19 protein-coding genes are annotated in these 18026 nt (G+C 60.5%); 14 read left to right on the top strand and 5 right to left on the bottom strand.

The features are described 5' to 3' along the window. Window positions 1-38: 38 nt before the first annotated feature. The 4 genes from RLCC275e_RS20320 to speB form a co-directional block, all read right to left on the bottom strand. A complete protein-coding gene (locus tag RLCC275e_RS20320; protein ID WP_033181828.1) occupies window positions 39-686 on the bottom strand; it encodes an amino acid ABC transporter permease in 648 nt (215 codons plus the stop codon). Further along, window positions 683-1351: an amino acid ABC transporter permease gene (locus tag RLCC275e_RS20315; RefSeq protein WP_033181827.1), complete on the bottom strand. Its 669-nt coding sequence runs from the start codon at window positions 1349-1351 to the stop codon at window positions 683-685. Before RLCC275e_RS20315 ends, RLCC275e_RS20320 begins: the two co-directional genes overlap by 4 nt. Window positions 1352-1495: 144 nt before the next feature. After that, window positions 1496-2293: a transporter substrate-binding domain-containing protein gene (locus tag RLCC275e_RS20310; protein WP_033181826.1), complete on the bottom strand. Its 798-nt coding sequence runs from the start codon at window positions 2291-2293 to the stop codon at window positions 1496-1498. Between the two features lie 84 nt (window positions 2294-2377). Further along, complete coding sequence (gene speB, locus RLCC275e_RS20305) at window positions 2378-3439, bottom strand: agmatinase (RefSeq protein WP_033181825.1); 1062 nt, start codon at window positions 3437-3439, stop codon at window positions 2378-2380. Between the two features lie 258 nt (window positions 3440-3697). Here speB and RLCC275e_RS20300 point away from each other — a divergent pair, with 258 nt between their 5' ends. From RLCC275e_RS20300 to RLCC275e_RS20275, 6 genes are all read left to right on the top strand, one after another. After that, window positions 3698-4774, top strand: a complete 1077-nt coding sequence (locus RLCC275e_RS20300; protein ID WP_033181824.1) for an extracellular solute-binding protein — start codon at window positions 3698-3700, stop codon at window positions 4772-4774. An 88-nt stretch (window positions 4775-4862) separates the two neighbouring features. Further along, window positions 4863-5747, top strand: a complete 885-nt coding sequence (locus RLCC275e_RS20295) for an ABC transporter permease (RefSeq protein ID WP_033181823.1) — start codon at window positions 4863-4865, stop codon at window positions 5745-5747. Next, the gene (locus RLCC275e_RS20290; protein WP_130684026.1) at window positions 5744-6583 is read left to right on the top strand and encodes an ABC transporter permease; all 840 of its coding nucleotides are present in this window, start codon (window positions 5744-5746) and stop codon (window positions 6581-6583) included. The genes RLCC275e_RS20295 and RLCC275e_RS20290 overlap by 4 nt, the downstream gene beginning before the upstream one ends. Before the next feature lie 10 nt (window positions 6584-6593). Further along, window positions 6594-7658, top strand: coding sequence for an ABC transporter ATP-binding protein (locus RLCC275e_RS20285; RefSeq protein ID WP_033181821.1), 1065 nt, complete (start codon window positions 6594-6596; stop codon window positions 7656-7658). A 131-nt stretch (window positions 7659-7789) separates the two neighbouring features. After that, the gene (locus tag RLCC275e_RS20280; RefSeq protein WP_028743660.1) at window positions 7790-8659 is read left to right on the top strand and encodes a LysR substrate-binding domain-containing protein; all 870 of its coding nucleotides are present in this window, start codon (window positions 7790-7792) and stop codon (window positions 8657-8659) included. A gap of 177 nt (window positions 8660-8836) precedes the next feature. Next, window positions 8837-9190: a RidA family protein gene (locus RLCC275e_RS20275; RefSeq protein ID WP_028743659.1), complete on the top strand. Its 354-nt coding sequence runs from the start codon at window positions 8837-8839 to the stop codon at window positions 9188-9190. Between the two features lie 128 nt (window positions 9191-9318). Here RLCC275e_RS20275 and RLCC275e_RS20270 read toward each other — a convergent pair whose 3' ends face one another. Beyond that, window positions 9319-9807 carry a hypothetical protein gene (locus tag RLCC275e_RS20270; RefSeq protein WP_033181820.1) on the bottom strand — a complete coding sequence of 163 codons (489 nt, stop codon included), beginning with the start codon at window positions 9805-9807 and terminating at the stop codon, window positions 9319-9321. A gap of 315 nt (window positions 9808-10122) precedes the next feature. On the opposite strand from RLCC275e_RS20270, the gene sdhC reads away from it, so the two are divergent. From sdhC to sucC, 8 genes are all read left to right on the top strand, one after another. Continuing rightward, on the top strand, window positions 10123-10518 hold the full coding sequence (gene sdhC / locus RLCC275e_RS20265; RefSeq protein WP_012559217.1) for a succinate dehydrogenase, cytochrome b556 subunit: 396 nt from the start codon (window positions 10123-10125) through the stop codon (window positions 10516-10518). Between the two features lie 10 nt (window positions 10519-10528). After that, complete coding sequence (sdhD, locus tag RLCC275e_RS20260; RefSeq protein WP_028743657.1) at window positions 10529-10909, top strand: succinate dehydrogenase, hydrophobic membrane anchor protein; 381 nt, start codon at window positions 10529-10531, stop codon at window positions 10907-10909. A gap of 6 nt (window positions 10910-10915) precedes the next feature. Continuing rightward, window positions 10916-12757, top strand: coding sequence for a succinate dehydrogenase flavoprotein subunit (gene sdhA / locus RLCC275e_RS20255; protein WP_028743656.1), 1842 nt, complete (start codon window positions 10916-10918; stop codon window positions 12755-12757). Window positions 12758-12775: 18 nt separating this feature from the next. After that, complete coding sequence (locus RLCC275e_RS20250; protein ID WP_028743655.1) at window positions 12776-13555, top strand: succinate dehydrogenase iron-sulfur subunit; 780 nt, start codon at window positions 12776-12778, stop codon at window positions 13553-13555. Window positions 13556-13929: 374 nt separating this feature from the next. Beyond that, window positions 13930-14445, top strand: coding sequence for a protease inhibitor Inh/omp19 family protein (locus RLCC275e_RS20245; RefSeq protein ID WP_033182110.1), 516 nt, complete (start codon window positions 13930-13932; stop codon window positions 14443-14445). 47 nt (window positions 14446-14492) lie between these two features. Next, window positions 14493-15656, top strand: a complete 1164-nt coding sequence (gene zapE / locus RLCC275e_RS20240) for a cell division protein ZapE (protein WP_033181819.1) — start codon at window positions 14493-14495, stop codon at window positions 15654-15656. Window positions 15657-15833: 177 nt separating this feature from the next. Then, a complete protein-coding gene (mdh, locus tag RLCC275e_RS20235; RefSeq protein ID WP_003543522.1) occupies window positions 15834-16796 on the top strand; it encodes a malate dehydrogenase in 963 nt (320 codons plus the stop codon). Between the two features lie 34 nt (window positions 16797-16830). Next, window positions 16831-18024: an ADP-forming succinate--CoA ligase subunit beta gene (gene sucC, locus RLCC275e_RS20230; RefSeq protein WP_033181818.1), complete on the top strand. Its 1194-nt coding sequence runs from the start codon at window positions 16831-16833 to the stop codon at window positions 18022-18024. Window positions 18025-18026 lie beyond the last annotated feature (2 nt).

Genomic DNA, 18026 nt, shown 5'->3' with positions numbered 1-18026 from the left:
CGTTGCGATCGGAATGCGGAGCAGCAACTCGGCACCGCTCAGCTAAACGCCGCTTTCTTCTCCAGAAATCTGGCGTATTGCGTCAGCGGATAGCACAGGGCGAAGAAGATCAGCGCGACGAGACCGTAGACCTTGAAAGGTTCGAAGGTCGCGTTGTTGATGGCGTTTGCGGTTTTCAGCAGTTCGTCGAAGCCGAGGATCGAGGCAAGTGCGGTGCTCTTGATCAACTGGACCAAGAACCCGACGGTCGGCGCGCGCGTGATCCGGAAAGCCTGCGGCAGGATGACAAGGCGAAGTTCGAGGAGACGATGCAAGCCCAGGCTGGCTGCGGCGTCCCATTGCCCGCGCGGCACCGCCTCGACGCCGCTCCGCCAGATTTCGGCGAGATAAGCGCTGGCGTAGAACGTCAGGCCGCAGACGGCGGCGGTCCATGACTCGATCCGGAAGCCGAGCATCGGCAGGCCGAAGAACATCAAAAAGAGCTGCATCAGGAGCGGCGTTCCCTGAAACAGGGCAATGTAGCCGGACGCGAAGCTGCGCGGCCAGCGTGTTTTCGATATCCGTGCAGACAGGATCGCCAGGCCAACGATGGCGCCGCCGGCAAAAGCTGCGAGCGAAAGCATAAGGGTCCAGCGTGTCGCGAAGACAAGATTGCGCAGAATGTCCCAGAAGGTGAACTCAATCATGCCAGACCGGCTCCCAGAAAACGGCGCTTCCCGGCGAAAAGGAGCCGGCGAAGTGCGGCGGACATCGAAAGGTAGATCAACGTGGCCACCAGATAGGTCTCGAAGGAGCGGAAGGTGCGCGATTGAAGCAGATCGGCCTCCTGCGCCAGCTCGCGGACGGATATTTGCGAAACCACCGCCGATTCCAGCATCATGATGATGATCTGGCTCGTCAGCGCCGGAAAAATGATGGCGATCGCCTGCGGCAGGATGATCTTGAAGAACACCAGCCGAGGCCTGAGGCCGAGTGCCTGCGCCGCCTCTTTCTGGCCTCTCGGTATGGCATCGAGCCCGGCCCCGACCACCTCGATCGTGTAGGCCGCCATGTTGAGGGTCATGGCAAGGACGGCGGCAGTGATCGGATCGAGGCGAATGCCGAGGCTAGGCAAGCCAAAGAAGATGAAGAAAAGCTGCACCAGGAATGGCGTGTTGCGCATGATTTCCACATACAGGCCGACGAGCTTGCGCAACCATGGATAAGGTCCCCGGCGCGCAGCCGCGCCGAGAATGCTGAGAACGATCCCGAGGACCGATGTGGAGACCGTCAGTGCAAGCGTCGTGCCTGCGCCATAAGCCAGAGCTGCCATTCCGTCCCAAAGCCAATTGAAATCGAGGCTGTATCTCATCGCTTGTCCTTTGGAGCCGGATGACCTGGGCCGGGTCGGCCCGAAATCCCGATCCGCCTCTCAACCAGAGAATTGAAGCATGATGCCACCGCAATCGCTTGCAGTTTTCGGCATCATGCTCTGGTGAGCGGGAGGCCGTGCTCGTCAGTCCTTCAGGTTTTCAGGGTTGAGCGGCGCTTTCAGCCAGCTCTTCGAGCTAGCGTCGAGCGAACCATCGGCGATCATTGCGGCGACGCTGTCATTGACAGCCTTCTTCAGGCCTTCCTCGCCCTTGCGGAGCGCGATGTGCGAGGGGGAGCTGAGGAGCTGGAACTTCTGCTCCGGCTTCAGCTCGTCCTGTCGCGCCAGAACCTGTGCGCCGACATCGTTGCCGACCACCATCAGCTGGGTCTGGCCGGATATGAAGGCCTGAATGACCGAATTGTAGTTCTCGAAACGCTGGATCGCAGCCGAGCCGGGGGCGACGGCCGTCAGCGACGTGTCTTCGAGCGTCCCACGATTGACGGCAACGCTCTTGTCGGCGAGGTCTTCCTTGCCGCTCACCTTCAGTGCTGCCGGACCGATGACGGCGATATAGTAGGGGGCGTACGGGGCGGCAAAATCGATAACCTCGGCGCGCTCCTTCGAATAGCCGACGCTCATCAGCAGGTCGACGCGGTCGTCGTTCAGGTAGGCGATCCTGTTCTGGCCGGTAACGCTGACGAGATTGAGTTTCACGCCGAGCCCGTCGGCGATCTTCTGGGCGACGTCGACGTCATAGCCCTTGATGCTCATATCGGCGCTTGCCGAAGAGAAGGGCGGGAAATCGGAGAAGATGCCGATGTTAATCTCGCCTGCGGCCTTGATATCGGCAAGTTCGTCGGCCTGTGCGGCTCCTGCCAGGATGCCGAACACGGCAATTGCCGCAGTGGCGGTGTAGCGCAATTTCATAAGAGCAGTCATGTCGTTCCCCTTTTTGAGACGTGTTGTGCGACAGGTGATGGATGGCAGCGGGCGCGAGGCACGCTGCCGTTGTGGAGCTGGTTCTCAGGTCAGCTTTGTCCTGACCGCGGGACTGAACATCGCGAGGCACAGGAGTTCGAACAGGACCTGGGCGGCGATCTGCGCGGTGTTGGTGGTGTTGTCGTATTGCGGCGCGATTTCCACGACGTCGCCGCCGACGAGGTTGATGCCCTTGAAGCCGCGCAGCAGGGTCAGGGCCTCCCTCGGCTGAAGCCCGCCGACTTCTGGCGTGCCGGTTCCCGGAGCGAAGGCCGGATCGAGGCTGTCCACATCGAAACTGAGATAGGTCGGACCGGCGCCGACAACCTCCAGAGCCTTTGCGATCACCGCTTTGAGCCCCATCTCCGCCACCTCTTCGGCGTGGATGACGGTCATGCCGGAGGCAAAGGAGAACTCCCAGAGATATTCGCCGCCGCCGCGGATGCCGATCTGGATCGTACGCTTCGGATCGAGCACGCCCGCCAGAACCGCCTCGCGGAAGGGCGCGCCGTGATGGAACTTCGAGCCCTCATAGGGGCCGGCGGTGTCGCAATGAGCGTCGATGTGGATCATGCCTACCGGCTGGCTGGCCGCCAGGCCCTTGAGGATGGCGCCGGAGATCGAATGGTCGCCGCCGATCGACAGAGGGATGACCCCGGTTGCCGCGATCATCCGGTAGCAGGCCTCGATGTCGGCATGGCACTCGGCCAGGCCGAACCGGCTGCGCATCGGCACGTCGCCGACATCGGCGACCGTTAGCCCTCCCATTGGCGCGACACGCAGAACATGTTCGTAGGGACCGATACGCTCGACCGCCCGGACGGCCCGCGGCCCCAGCCGTGCGCCGGCGCGATTGGTGACGCCGAGGTCCATCGGCACGCCGATCAAAGCCACGTCAAGCGCCTCAAGCACCTCGGGCTGCAAGCCGTTCTCGATGAAACGGGCATCCAGAAAGGTGGCGGGATCGGCGAAGGGCCATTTGCGGCTGTCGCCGTCCTTGAATACGCTCGCCGCCACGGCGCGGAAGTGCGGATCTTCCATCTCCCCGCCTGCAGCGCTGCCGAAGCGCTTTCTCAAGTCTTCCAGAAAATCCCGGTCAATGGTCAAGGCAGGCTCCCACGGTATTGATGCTGCCATCATCAGCGCCGCCCGCTTCTCTTGGAACCGCGAAAATTCGAGAGGGGATATAACGATTCTTGATAGCTCGGATCCGCCGAGGCTCAGCGATGCGGGTAGCGCGTTCATTGGGATGTTCAGAAAACTTTATAACCCGGCGAGAATTTTCCCACTACCGCGGCTGGCAACGTCCAAGCAGTCTCCGATGCGAACGGCCCGGCAGAGGGCCGACAGCAAAGGGAACCTACCATGTTGCACGATATGACACGCCGCCGCTTCCTCGGATCCGCCGCCGCCGCGGGGATTGCCGGCACGATGACCGGGTTTGCGAGATCCGCCGCAGCCGGCAGCGGCAATCTCACCGCTGTCGAATGGGGCGGCGATGTCGTCGAAGCGATGAAGCAGATTGCCGCCGACCAGAATGCGGCGACATTCAACTGGGTTCTTCACCAGGGCGGCGCGGGCGCGATCCTGCCGAAGATCAAGGCCGTCTGGCCGAATGTCGACTACGACTATGTCGCCGGCTGGGAAGGCTCGTTCAACAGCATGGTGAAAGAGGATTGGCTCGAGACCATCAATCCTGCCGATGTTCCCAACCTTGCGAATATTCCCGAGAAAATCATCATTCGGGATGGCAAGGGCAATATCAAGGCGGTCCCGCGCGCAGTTGGCGGCATGTATTTCGGTGCCCGAACCGACACGGCTCCGATCGCTGTGAAGACCATCGATGATCTGCTGAGCCCCGATCTCAAGGGCGCGATCTGCTGGCCAGGCCCGACACAGAGCATGATGCTCCAGATTGTCGCACTCGCCCTTCACGGCGGCGGCAGTGAAACGAATATGGAGCCCGGGTGGAAGCTCATGACGGAATTGGCGAAATCCGGCAATATCGGCCGCGTTGCCGTCACCGATATCGATTTCACCAATTCGCTGACGTCGGGCGAGACCTCCGTCGGCTTCTTCGCCGAGCCCGGCTGGGCGGCCGTGGCGAAGAACTTCCCGGTTACGCGGTTCACCAAGGACAGCAACTTCAAAGCCTTCCTCTACCAGAGCGGTTTCGGCGTCTTGAAGAATAGGCCGAGCACCAAGGCGACGCTCGATTTCGTCAATTTCGCGATCAGCTCGGACATGAATTCGCTCTACGCCAAGGTGGCTGGCGAGGCGCCGTTGAACAGCAAGGCGGTCACGCCCGACAATCTCAAGCATCTGTCCTTCACGTCGGACGAGTTTTCGAGCTTCGTCTATGTGCCGGACTACAATGTCGTTCTCGAACAGCAGGATGCCTGGTCCAAACGCTGGGAGCAGGATATCGCCCCGTTGCTCTAAGACACCTCGCGGCAGGTTGTCGTAGGCGCGGGCTTCGACAACCTCCCTTTCTCATGGCCCGCAAGGGCGAGGAAAAGGCTGTTCCATCATGACCAAGGTAAGGCGGCAACCCGTTGCCATTTCAATTCCGGATCGCCGAGATGCTGCCCTGACGCTCGGGCCAGCCCTGCTGGTGTTCGCATTCGGTTTTCTGTCACCGCTCATCAATCTGGCAATCGAAAGCTTGAAGGAGTTTACGCCGGGGCGCGTCGGCTCCGTGGAAAATGCCGCGGCAACGGTTCAAAACTATTACGAGCTTGCAAACCAGGCGTTTGCAAGCGTCCTGCTGACGACCTTCTGGATTGGCGGAGTTGCCGCGATCATCGGCCAGCTTGTGGCATTCCCGCTGGCCTATTTCATCGTGCGGCGCATTTCACCGCGGATGCGCACGCTCACCCTCGGCTTCTTGATTACGCTTGTTCTTTCCAGCGTCCTGATCAAGACGTACGCAATCGAGCTGACCTTCGGGTCGGTCGGCATCTTCCGACCCTTCCTCTTGACACTGGGCCTTTCTCCCAACAGCCGCGAATATATTAATATCGTCGTTATTGCGGGTTTGGTTCACTCGATCATACCGGTCGCAACGCTGACGCTGATTGGCGCGATGCAATCGATCGATCCGCGTCTGCTCGATGCGGCCCAGTCGCTCGGCGCACCGGGATGGAAAGCCCATCTGTCGATCACGCTTCCCCTGAGCTTCCCGGCTCTGATCTCAAGCACGCTTGTGTCGCTGACTTTCGCGATCAGCGCCTTCGTCATTCCGATGGTGCTCGGGAGGGGCAGGGTGCTTTTCATGTCGAACGTCATCTACACCCGGTTCAGCGATATCGCCAACTATCCGAGCGGCGCAGCGATCTCGCTCGTGATGCTTGCCGTGGCGTTGGCGGTCGTCGCTGTCATAACGTTTGCGCAGGCGCGGAGGGTTTCCCGATGAACATACAGTCTCTTGCAGCGAGAACCGGAGACCGGATCGCCGGATCCCTTGCCTACGGTGTCATCGGCCTTGGATTGGCATTCCTCGCCATCCCGTTGGTGATAACATGCGTCATGGCTTTCGACGCCAGGACCTACCTCGGCCCGATGCCGCCACCTGCCTTGTCGCTTCACTGGTTCGAACGGCTCGTCTCCCAGGCGGATATCCTTACCAGCCTGCGCACCAGCCTCATCTTGGCGGTATTCACGACGGTTCTGTCCGTCACGATCGGAACTGCGGCGGCTGTCGGTCTTGCCCGGGGCAATTTTCCAGGAAAGGCAGCGCTGACTTCGGCCTTTCTCTCGCCACTCATCGTCCCGCCTGTTGTCATTGGATTCGGTCTGCTGCTTTTCCTTTCCAAGGCCGGTATCACAAATGGTATGGCGCGCCTGCTGCTCGGCCACGTGATCGTGACGTTGCCCTATTGCATAAGGACCAGTCTCGCCAGCCTTCTCGGCAGCGACCAACGATTGACGGAGGCCGCAATGGTTCTCGGCGCCACCGAGCGCCAGGCCTTCTGGACCATTACCCTGCCGCTCATGCGGACGGGCGTCGTCACCGGCGCGATCTTCGCCTTCGCAATTTCGATGGATGACGTATCGATCAGTCTGTTTCTGAGCGATCCGTCCGCAACGACCTTGCCTGTTACGCTGGTCAGCAACATGCGCGCGGCTTTCGATCTGACGATCGCTGCGGCGGCCGTGGTCCTGATTGCCGTCACTGCGTTGCTGATCGTCGTGCTGGACCGTGTCGTGGGTTTCGACACTGTCGTCGGCCAAGGCCTGTTTCGTTCATGAGGACAATACGATGATTTCTGCCGTGGAATTTCGAGGGGTCAGCAAGCGCTTCGGCGAAACTGTTGCCCTCGGTGATATCTCCTTCTCTGTGAACCCAGGTGAAACAATCGCACTGCTTGGACCGAGCGGCTGCGGCAAGACCACCATTCTTCGGCTCATTGCCGGATTCGAGCGGCCCGACAAAGGCTCGATCTTGATCGATGGCGAGCCGATGGCCGGATTGAAACCCTATGAGCGCAATGTCGGGCTGCTGTTTCAGCACTACGCTCTTTTCCCGCATATGACCGTCGAACAGAACATCGGCTACGGACTTCGCCATCGCAACCATCCGCCGGGGCAGATACCGCGCCGCATTGCGGAGATGCTTGAGCTCGTTCGGCTCGTCGGTTTCGGACAGCGGCGGCCGCACCAGTTGAGCGGCGGCCAACAGCAGCGTGTTGCGCTTGCGCGGGCGCTCGCCACCCATCCAAGCCTCGTTCTTCTGGATGAGCCCCTGTCGGCCCTCGACGCCAAACTTCGGCATGAGCTGCGCACCGAATTGAAGGATGTGCTCGCCGCAGTCGGCTCGACCGCCATCGTGGTAACCCACGACCAGGAGGAGGCGATGAGCCTGGGAGAGCGTATATTCGTGATGAACCGCGGGGCAATCATGCAATCCGGCAAGCCGGATGATGTGTATTGGCGTCCAGACTCGCGTTTCGTCGCCGATTTCATGGGTCGGACGAATTGGATTCACGGCTCGATTTCGGCCGCGGGCGGAACGGCCCGGAAATTTCGCTCCGAATCCGGCTGGGAGTTTCCGGTCGTGTCCACGGCAAGTCTTTCAGGTGCCGCCGAGATTTGCGTGAGGCCGGAAAGCGTCGAGATATCGTCCGGCGCTCCGGCTGCCGGAGCCATGACCGGACGCGTTGCCGACGTCGTGACACTCGGTGCCTTCAGGCATGTCGTTCTGGACCTCGTCAGTGGCGACCGGATAATCTCGGCTTGCCCGAACCGTCCGGACATAGCATTCGCTCGCGGGCAGGAGATCAGCGTTTCCATTCCGCCCGAGGCATGCGTTCTGTTCGCGCGATAGGCTGGCATTGATGGGGTGCAGCCTATGCTGCGCCCGGGCTAAGGGTCACCAGTTGCCGGAAGGACATGGTTCGTCCAATATCCACTTACGGGCAGAGAGGCTCTTGGCTCTCGAGCGTCACAAAGTATGGAATGCGGCTTCTGATGCTTGATCTTGATTCGTATCTGCTTCGTGCATTTCTGACCGTCGCGGAGATCGGCACCGTCAATGGAGCAGCCGTCAAGCTGAACAGAACGCAGGCGGCCGTGAGCATGCAGATCCGCAAGCTGGAGGAGCTTGTCGGCGTTACGCTGTTTTCGCGTTCGTCAAAGGGCCTCGAGCTGACGAGCCATGGGCAGATCATGCTGGCATATGCCCGCGAAATGGTCGCCCTCAGCGACGAGGTCGGGAAAAGGCTGACAGGCAAGATGATCGAGGATCGCATTCGCCTCGGCGTCGTTGAGGACTTCGCAGCCGGTCACCTGATCGACATTCTTAGTGCCTTCAGAGCCCAGAACCCGAAGGTCGAGATCGATATCATCGTCGAGCCGAATCGCCGCCTCGCTAGCCTGTTTGAAGACAGGAAGCTGGATCTCGTGGTTTGCGACATCACCTGCCTTTCGCGAAAGCCGACCCTGATCTGGACCGAATATTTGATGTGGACGGTCAGATCCGACTTTGTGGCGGATACGGAAAAACCGCTTCCCATCATCATGTTCGAAGAGGAGTGTCCCTGGACGCTTCCGACGATTGCGGCTCTGTCCCAGCGGAACATCAAGTGGAAGACGGCGTGCGTCGCATCGACGCTGGTGGCCATGGCGACCGCGGTTCGCGTCGGCATCGGTATCGCGCCAATGATGCTCACGACGAAACCGGAGGGCTGCCGGACGCTTGACCGATCGGCGGACCTGCCCGGTCCGGTGCGCATCGAGATCGGCCTGTATGCTCAATCCGAGACGGCCGAAGGCGCGCGCTATCTTGTGGACTTCATTTCGCGGCATACCGCCATATTGTCCAGCTAGAGCATGATGCCGAAAAGTGTGATCGGTTTTCGGACGACATCCTGTTCTAGGAGCGTTCAGCTTCCATTATATCGGGTCAATATAATTCCCTCTACCGGAGTGGCGAGCGAAGCCCCATCGTGATCCATGAAGGGTCGACGACCCAATCTCAAGCTTTCATGGAAGTCTGCGAATACGATGATGGGGCAAGCCAAAGTTGACGAAACTCTCCTCGCAGATGCCGCCTATCTGCCCGGCCAGGTCGCAAACCTGACGAGGGGAGCGAGCGTGACGGCGCAGACCAACGAAATACTGGAGCGCATCGATGACATGCTGCTGCGCGAAGGTACCGACAAGTCAGAGATCATTCTCGCCAACATCTGGCTCAGGGACCTTGCCTCATTCGAGGAAATGAACAGAGCCTGGGATGCTTGGATGCCGGATAGCGGAACGCCACGGCGGGCGACGTTTGAGGACAAAAACCTCCCGCCGATGTGCGCCATCCGTATCGACGTAGCCGCGTCGCGAAAGAGTGGGGCCGGGCAAATTTGAGCCGCCTGCATTCGTCATCCTGCTCTAAAGCGCGTCGCGATCTTTCAGATTCGCTCCCCGCGCTTTAGGTCTTTGTTTCTACGCATGTCGTTGTCGCAAAACCGCGGCACACTTTTGTGCGACATGCTCTAAGGACGGATGACGCAGACATTGGCCTCATAGGAGCAGGGATCGTCCTGTACTGCGATATCGATGACCTTTGCTTTCGGGGCTAGCGGCTCAGGCCGCGCGGGAGGATAGAAGCCGTAGCGCTCGCCGCCGACATAGGTTCCGCCATCGGCCTGATAGACGTAAGACGTGCCGGCGTAGGTGTCGCCGCCGCCCTGCGCCTGGGGTAGGACGACGATGAGATTGTTGCGGGCGACGCGATTGGTCGCCGGCGATGAAAACTGTTTCAGGAACGGCATCCGTTCTTTGCGGTTCCGATTTCGATAGGCATTGTCGAAACGGATGCCGCGATTGCGCCAGTTTACACGTTCGCCGAGAAGCAGTCCGCCATGAAAAGCTTGGCGGTGGTCGGAAAAGCGACGATCATGACGGCGGTCGCCGGCTTCGGCGGGAAATGCGGCTAGCGCGGACAGGGTAAGCAAGGTGACTGCGGACAGACTGCGAAACATGGGTGGCCGGCCTCCGGAATTCCGATCCTTAACAAATCGTTAACGCCAGATTGCGCCAAAAGCCGGAGCTTGTCCATTCAGGTCGGACAACCGGCTCAAAATTTGAGCGGAAAAGACCAGTTTTGTTAGCCTGCAAACTTCCCGGTAACGCGAATCGATTAAATTAAAAGCAGACAGCGATTGTGCTTGTCGTCGGCGTTCCCGGTGATTAAACGTCGCAATTGATGCAACGCACACAGAGAATTTTGTCATTCGTGTGGTTGACTGAGCATGCTCCGAAATCCGGGAGCGCAGAGAAGCCGCCGCGAGGTTCTGATGGCGAACGTGACAAATAACCGGCCCCTATCGCCGCATCTGCAAATCTACAAGCCTATTCCCACCATGGTCATGTCCATCGTCCACCGCATTACCGGTGGCGCGCTCTATGTCGGCACGCTGCTCGTCGCCTGGTGGCTGATCGCGGCGGCAAGCGGCCAGGGCTCCTATGACTGGGCCAACTGGGTGCTCGGCAGCCTTCTCGGCAAGCTCGTGCTTCTCGGCTATACCTGGGCGCTGCTGCACCACATGCTCGGCGGCTTCCGCCACTTCATGTGGGATCTCGGTTATGGGTTCGGGAAAGAGTTCTCGACCAAGCTCGCCATCGCCAACATCATCGGGTCGCTCTGTCTGACCGTGCTGGTCTGGGTGATCGGCTTCCTCATTCGCTTCTGAAGGCCCTCTCATGGATATGCGCACCCCCCTCGGCAAGGTTCGCGGGCTCGGCTCCGCCAAGGAAGGAACGGATCATTTCTGGCGCCAGCGGCTGACGGCCGTCGCCAATGTTCCGCTCATCCTCTTCTTCGTCTTCTTCATGCTCGCCTATGCCGGCGCGCCCTATGCGGATGTGGTTCGCGCGCTGTCGAACCCCTTTGTCGCCGTGGTCATGGGGCTGATGGTGATCTCCGGTGTCATCCACATGAAACTCGGCATGCAGGTCATCATCGAGGATTACGTGCATGGCGAATTCGGCAAGATCGTTCTCCTGATGCTGAACACGTTCTTTGCGATCCTGATTGCCGGCCTCTGTCTCTTCGCCATTCTGAAAATCGCATTCGTAGGATAAGCTGATATGGCACCGACTTCACCCGCCCAGAATGGCAAGGCCTACAAGTATGTCGATCACTCCTACGACGTGATCGTCGTCGGCGCCGGCGGCGCCGGGCTGCGCGCCACGCTCGGCATGGCCGAGCAGGGTTTCCGCACGGCCTGCATCACCAAGGTATTCCCGACCCGCTCGCATACGGTCGCGGCCCAGGGCGGCATCGCCGCTTCGCTGCGCAACATGACGCCGGATAGCTGGCAGTGGCACCTCTACGACACCGTCAAGGGCTCCGACTGGCTCGGCGACGTCGACGCCATGCAGTATCTCACCATGGAAGCGCCAAAGGCGGTCTATGAGCTCGAGCATTACGGTGTGCCGTTCTCGCGTAACGAGGAAGGCAAGATCTATCAGCGCCCGTTCGGCGGCCACATGCAGAATTACGGTGAAGGCCCGCCGGTACAGCGCACCTGCGCCGTTGCCGACCGGACCGGCCATGCCATCCTGCATACGCTCTACGGCCAGTCGCTACGCAACAATGCGGAATTCTTCATCGAGTACTTCGCGCTCGACCTGATCATGTCGGAAGATGGCAGCCGCTGCACCGGCGTCATCGCCTGGTGCCTCGATGACGGTACGATCCATCGCTTCGCCGCCAAGATGGTGGTGCTGGCGACCGGCGGCTACGGCCGCGCCTATTTCTCGGCAACGTCTGCCCATACCTGCACCGGCGACGGCGGCGGCATGGTGGCGCGTGCCGGCCTGCCGCTGCAGGACATGGAATTCGTCCAGTTCCACCCGACCGGCATCTATGGTTCGGGCTGTCTGATCACCGAAGGCGCGCGCGGCGAAGGCGGTTACCTCGTCAACTCCGAGGGCGAGCGCTTCATGGAGCGTTACGCCCCTTCGGCCAAGGACCTTGCCTCGCGCGACGTCGTTTCGCGCTGCATGACGCTGGAAATCCGCGAAGGCCGCGGTGTCGGCAAGGCGAAGGACCACATCTTCCTGCATCTCGACCATCTCGATCCGGCCGTTCTTCATGAACGCCTGCCGGGGATTTCCGAGAGCGCCAAAATCTTCGCCGGTGTCGACGTCACGCGCGAACCGATCCCGGTTCTGCCGACCGTTCACTACAATATGGGCGGCATTCCCACGAATTATTGGGGCGAAGTGCTGAACGCCGACGGTGCCAATCCGGAACGGATCATCCCCGGCCTGATGGCTGTGGGCGAGGCCGGCTGTGCCTCGGTGCACGGCGCCAACCGTCTCGGCTCCAACTCGCTGATCGACCTCGTGGTCTTCGGCCGCGCCGCTGCGATCCGCGCCGGCGAGGTGATCGACCGCGCAGCGCCGATCCCGCATCTCAACGTCGCAGCCTGCGACAAGATCATGGACCGCTTCGACGGTCTGCGTCATGCCAGCGGCGGCACGCCGACGGCGGAACTGCGCGAGAAGATGCAGCGCGCCATGCAGGAAGACGCCGCGGTGTTCCGCACGCAGGAATCGCTGGAGTCGGGTTGCCGGCGCATCTCGGCAATCTGGGGCGAGATGAAGGACATCAAGGTCACCGACCGCTCGATGATCTGGAACTCCGACCTCGTGGAAACGCTTGAGCTGCAGAACCTGATGGCCAACGCCATCACGACGATCTACGGCGCCGAGGCCCGTAAGGAGAGCCGCGGTTCGCATGCCCGCGAAGACTATACCGAGGGTGCATTCGCCGGCCGCGACGACGTCAACTGGCGCAAGCACACACTCGCCTGGGTGAACGAGGCAGGCGATGTGAAACTCGACTATCGTCCTGTTCACACCGAGCTCATTGCCGAAGGCATCGATCCGCACAAGATCGAGCCGAAGGCTCGCGTGTACTGATCTCAAGAGGAACCTGATATGGTTGAGCTCGCCCTCCCCAAGAATTCTCAGATGCGCGAAGGCAGGGTCTGGCCGAAGCCGGCGGGTGCCAAAAACACCCGCGAGTTCCGCGTCTACCGCTGGAGCCCGGACGACGGTCAAAACCCGTCGATCGACACCTTCTATATCGACGTCGACGATTGCGGGCCGATGGTGCTCGACGGTCTGCTCTACATCAAGAACAAGATCGACCCGACGCTGACGTTGCGCCGTTCCTGTCGCGAGGGCATCTGCGGCTCCTGCGCGATGAATATCGACGGCACGAACACGCTCGCCTGCACCAAGGGGCTCGACGATATCAAGGGCGCGGTGAAGATCTATCCGCTGCCGCATCTGCCCGTCGTCAAGGATCTGGTTCCGGACCTCACCAACTTCTATGCCCAGCATCGTTCGATCGAGCCATGGCTGAAGACGGTGTCGCCGGCGCCGGCCAAGGAGTGGAAGCAGAGCCATGAGGACCGGCAGAAGCTCGACGGCCTTTATGAATGCATCCTCTGCGCCTGCTGCTCGACCTCCTGTCCGAGCTACTGGTGGAATGGCGACCGATATCTCGGTCCGGCCGTTCTGCTGCAGGCCTATCGCTGGCTGATCGATTCCAGAGACGAGGCGACCGGCGAGCGCCTCGACAATCTCGAGGATCCGTTCCGCCTCTATCGCTGCCACACGATCATGAACTGTGCGCAGACCTGCCCGAAGGGCCTCAACCCGGCCAAGGCGATCGCCGAAATCAAGAAGATGATGGTCGAGCGCCGGGTTTGATCCGCGTGCATACCGAGGGCGGAATCGACGGCTTCGATCCCGAAGCCGTCACCGAGATCCGGTCGCGGTGCGCGAACAGGGCATCCGCATCGGTCCCGGTGCAATCCTTCTGCAAGAAGCGGTGAGACACTATTCCAGGACATTGCGCGCGTTCGACAGGGATCCTGACAGAGATGAACGCGCTCAACACCTTGCTGACAAATTCTATGTGCAGGAAGTTTTGCAGCGGGACAGTTGAACTGTATCGTTTTTCGGTTAGTTGTTGTCACGGGCAATTTATGCAGCACGACTTGATTAACCAAATCGAATTACGATAATCGGACTTGTCTCACGCCCGTTTCTCTACGGCGATGGCCGAATTCAGGAGTATGATGATGCAGTTGCGATATGCGATGACAGGTCTGGTGGTGGTTCTGTCGCTAGCCGGTTGTCAGCGTACGGCATATGATTACAGCTCCAACGCCAGTACCGGCCCGGCGCCGTTGACGGCGCAGCCGGTGCCCTCGGTGCAGGGCGGGCAGCTTCCGCCGCCGACCGGCAGCTCGCAGTTTCCGGCGGCGCCGACGACGACGGCGCCGATGCCGGGCGCTGAGCCTGGTGCAATGGCCGCGAATGCGCTCGATATCACCAAGGAATCGATGGTCGGAAGCTGGCGCGTCAACGGTAGCTGCGACATGTTCCTGACGCTCACCAATCTCGGCAGCGGTTCGCGCGGTGGAACGCGTGGCTGTGTCGGCGAGCTGACGGCGATGGGCTCCTGGGAGGTCGCCGGCAAGCAGGTGCTGCTCAAGGACCGCTCGGGCAACCAGCTCGGCAGCGTCTACAAGACGGCCGACAACCGCTTCCAGGGACAGACGAGCACAGGCCAGTCGATCAGTCTCAGCCGGTAAATGGTCCGGCGGGTCTCCGCCGTTGACTGACAGGCGGATATGCCCTCATGCAACCAATGCCGGATTATGCGCTCAGCGTCTGCGAACAGCTTAAAGCGCTGACCGCATCGGGCGCCCTTCAGGTCGATTCCGCCCAGATGGACGTGGCAAAGAGCCTCGATCGGGTGCTTGCCGGCCTGAAGCAGCTGCGGCCGGCGGCAAAATCGAGCGCGCTCGGCTGGCTGTTTGCCGCCAGGAAGAAATCCGCCGACGGCATCAAGGGGCTTTATATCCACGGCAGCGTCGGGCGCGGCAAGACCATGCTGATGGATATGTTCTTCGCGATGGCGCCGTGCAGGAAAAAACGGCGGGCGCATTTCCACGAATTCATGGCGGATGTGCACAACCGCATCGCGGCACACCGGCTGAAGCTCAAGAACGGCGAGACGAAGCAGGCCGATCCGATGCCGCCGGTCGCCGCAGCGCTTTACGGTGAGGCCGAACTGCTCTGCTTCGACGAGTTTACGGTCACCGACATCGCCGATGCGATGATCCTGTCGCGGCTGTTCTCCGAGCTTTTCGCGCGCGGATGCGTGCTGGTCGCGACCTCGAACGTCGAGCCCGACAATCTTTACCGGGATGGTCTCAATCGCGGCCTCTTCCTGCCCTTCGTCGCCTTGCTGAAGCAGCATGTCGATGTCGTCAGCCTGGATTCGCCGACCGACTACCGGATGGAGAAGCTGAGCAGCCAACCGGTCTATCTGGTGCCGCTCAACGAGCATAACGACATGGCGATGGACGCGTCCTGGACGCAGGCGCTGCATGGGCGCAAGGCCCAGCCGCTGGATATCCCGATGAAGGGGCGCCACATCCATGTGCCGCTCGCCGTCGACCGCATGGCGCGGTTCTCTTTCACCGATCTTTGCGACAAACCGCTAGGCGCGATCGACTTCCTCGCCATCGCCGAACGCTTCGATACGGTCTTCGTCGATCACATTCCGTTGCTCGGGCCGGAAAAGCGGAACCAGATCAAACGGTTCATCATTATGGTCGATACGTTTTACGATCATGCCGTGCGGCTTTACATTTCCGCGGCGGCGATGCCGGAGGAACTGCTGTTGCAGCGCCGGGGCACCGAGGGCTTCGAATTCGACCGCACGGCATCGCGCCTGTTTGAGATGCGCAGTGCGGAATATCTTGCGCTGCACCATGAGAAACGCGCCGCAGAGTAACAATTCAGTGACAGAATGTCTTACGTTTACGTAAGAATTTTTGTATCTAAACGATTGAAAACGCTGCATCAAAAATAATGAATTGCCATTTTTTGGCTTTGGGTCTATGCGATTGCGTCATTGGGCGGTGCCTTGCGCGTCCGTTCGACGAATTTGATCGCAAAGGAAACAGCGAAAATGGCGCGTAACAAGATCGCACTGATTGGTTCTGGCATGATTGGTGGCACGCTGGCGCACCTCGCCGGCCTGAAGGAACTGGGCGACATCGTTCTCTTCGACATCGCGGACGGCATTCCCCAGGGCAAAGGTCTCGATATTTCCCAGTCGTCGCCCGTCGAAGGCTTCGACGTCAATCTGACGGGTGCCAGCGACTATTCCGCGATCGAAGGCGCTGACGTGTGCATCGTCACCGCAGGCGTCGCCCGCAAGCCCGGCATGAGCCGCGACGATCTTCTCGGCATCAACCTCAAGGTCATGGAACAGGTCGGCGCCGGCATCAAGAAGTATGCCCCCAACGCCTTCGTGATCTGCATCACCAATCCGCTCGACGCCATGGTCTGGGCGCTGCAAAAGTTTTCGGGTCTTCCGGCCAACAAGGTCGTCGGCATGGCCGGTGTTCTCGACTCCTCGCGCTTCCGTCTTTTCCTCGCCAAGGAATTCAACGTGTCCGTTCAGGACGTCACGGCCTTCGTTCTCGGCGGCCACGGCGACACGATGGTGCCGCTCGCCCGCTACTCGACGGTCGGCGGCATTCCGCTCACCGATCTCGTCACCATGGGTTGGGTCACCAAGGAGCGCCTCGAAGAGATCATCCAGCGCACCCGTGACGGCGGCGCCGAAATCGTCGGCCTGCTGAAGACCGGCTCGGCCTATTACGCCCCGGCTGCTTCGGCGATTGAGATGGCCGAATCCTACCTTAAGGACAAGAAGCGCGTTCTGCCTTGTGCTGCCCACCTTTCCGGCCAGTACGGCGTCAAGGACATGTATGTCGGCGTTCCCACCGTCATCGGTGCTGGCGGCGTCGAGCGCATCATCGAGATCGATCTCAACAAGACCGAGAAGGAAGCCTTCGACAAGTCCGTCGGCGCCGTCGCCGGTCTCTGCGAAGCCTGCATCAACATCGCGCCTGCCCTGAAGTGATTGGCGCTGAAGTAATCGAAATAGGGATAGACCCATGAACATTCATGAATATCAGGCCAAGGCTCTGCTGAAGGGCTATGGCGCGCCGGTTGCCGAAGGTGTGGCTATTCTCAAGGTTGAAGAAGCCGAGGCTGCCGCTAAGTCGCTTCCCGGTCCGCTTTACGTGGTCAAGAGCCAGATCCATGCCGGCGGCCGCGGCAAGGGCAAGTTCAAGGAACTCGGCCCTGACGCCAAGGGCGGCGTTCGCCTCGCCAAGTCGATCGAGGAAGTCGTTTCCCACGCCAAGGAAATGCTCGGCAACACGCTGGTGACGGCGCAGACGGGCGAAGCCGGCAAGCAGGTCAACCGCCTTTACATCGAAGACGGCGCCGACATTTCTCGCGAACTCTATTGCTCGATCCTTGTCGACCGCTCGGTCGGCCGCGTGGCCTTCGTCGTCTCGACCGAAGGCGGCATGGACATCGAGGCCGTCGCCCACGACACGCCCGAGAAGATCCACACGATCGCCATCGATCCGGAAGCCGGCGTGACGGCTGCCGAGGTTGTTGCGATCTCCAAGGCTCTTCAGCTCGATGGTGCTGCCGCCGAAGACGCCAAGACGCTTTTCCCGACGCTCTACAAGGCCTTTGGTGAAAAGGACATGGCTCTGCTGGAGGTCAATCCGCTCATCGTCATGAAGGACGGCCACCTGCGCGTCCTCGATGCCAAGATGTCTTTCGACGGCAATGCGCTCTTCCGTCACGACGACGTCAAGACGCTGCGCGACGAGACCGAAGAAGACGCCAAGGAAATCGAGGCTTCGAAGTGGGACCTCGCCTATGTCGCGCTCGACGGCAATATCGGCTGCATGGTCAATGGCGCAGGCTTGGCCATGGCGACGATGGACATCATCAAGCTCTACGGCAAGGAGCCGGCTAACTTCTGCGACGTCGGCGGTGGCGCCGGCAAGGAGAAGGTTGCTGCGGCTTTCAAGATCATCACTGCAGATCCCAAGGTCGAAGGCATTCTCGTCAACATCTTCGGCGGCATCATGAAGTGCGATGTCATTGCCGAGGGCGTCATTGCTGCGGTCAAGGAAGTCGGTCTCAAGGTTCCGCTCGTCGTGCGCCTTGAAGGCACCAATGTCGAGCTCGGCAAGAAGATCCTGAACGAGTCGGGTCTGGCGATCACGGCTGCCGACGACTTGGACGATGCGGCCAAGAAGATCGTCGCGGCGATCAACGGCTGAGA

It is taken from the genome of Rhizobium brockwellii (genome assembly GCF_000769405.2).
GTDB classification, from domain to species: domain Bacteria; phylum Pseudomonadota; class Alphaproteobacteria; order Rhizobiales; family Rhizobiaceae; genus Rhizobium; species Rhizobium brockwellii.
The sequence above is the reverse complement of the archived record's forward strand: the minus strand, read 5'-3'. Positions and strand labels throughout refer to the sequence as shown.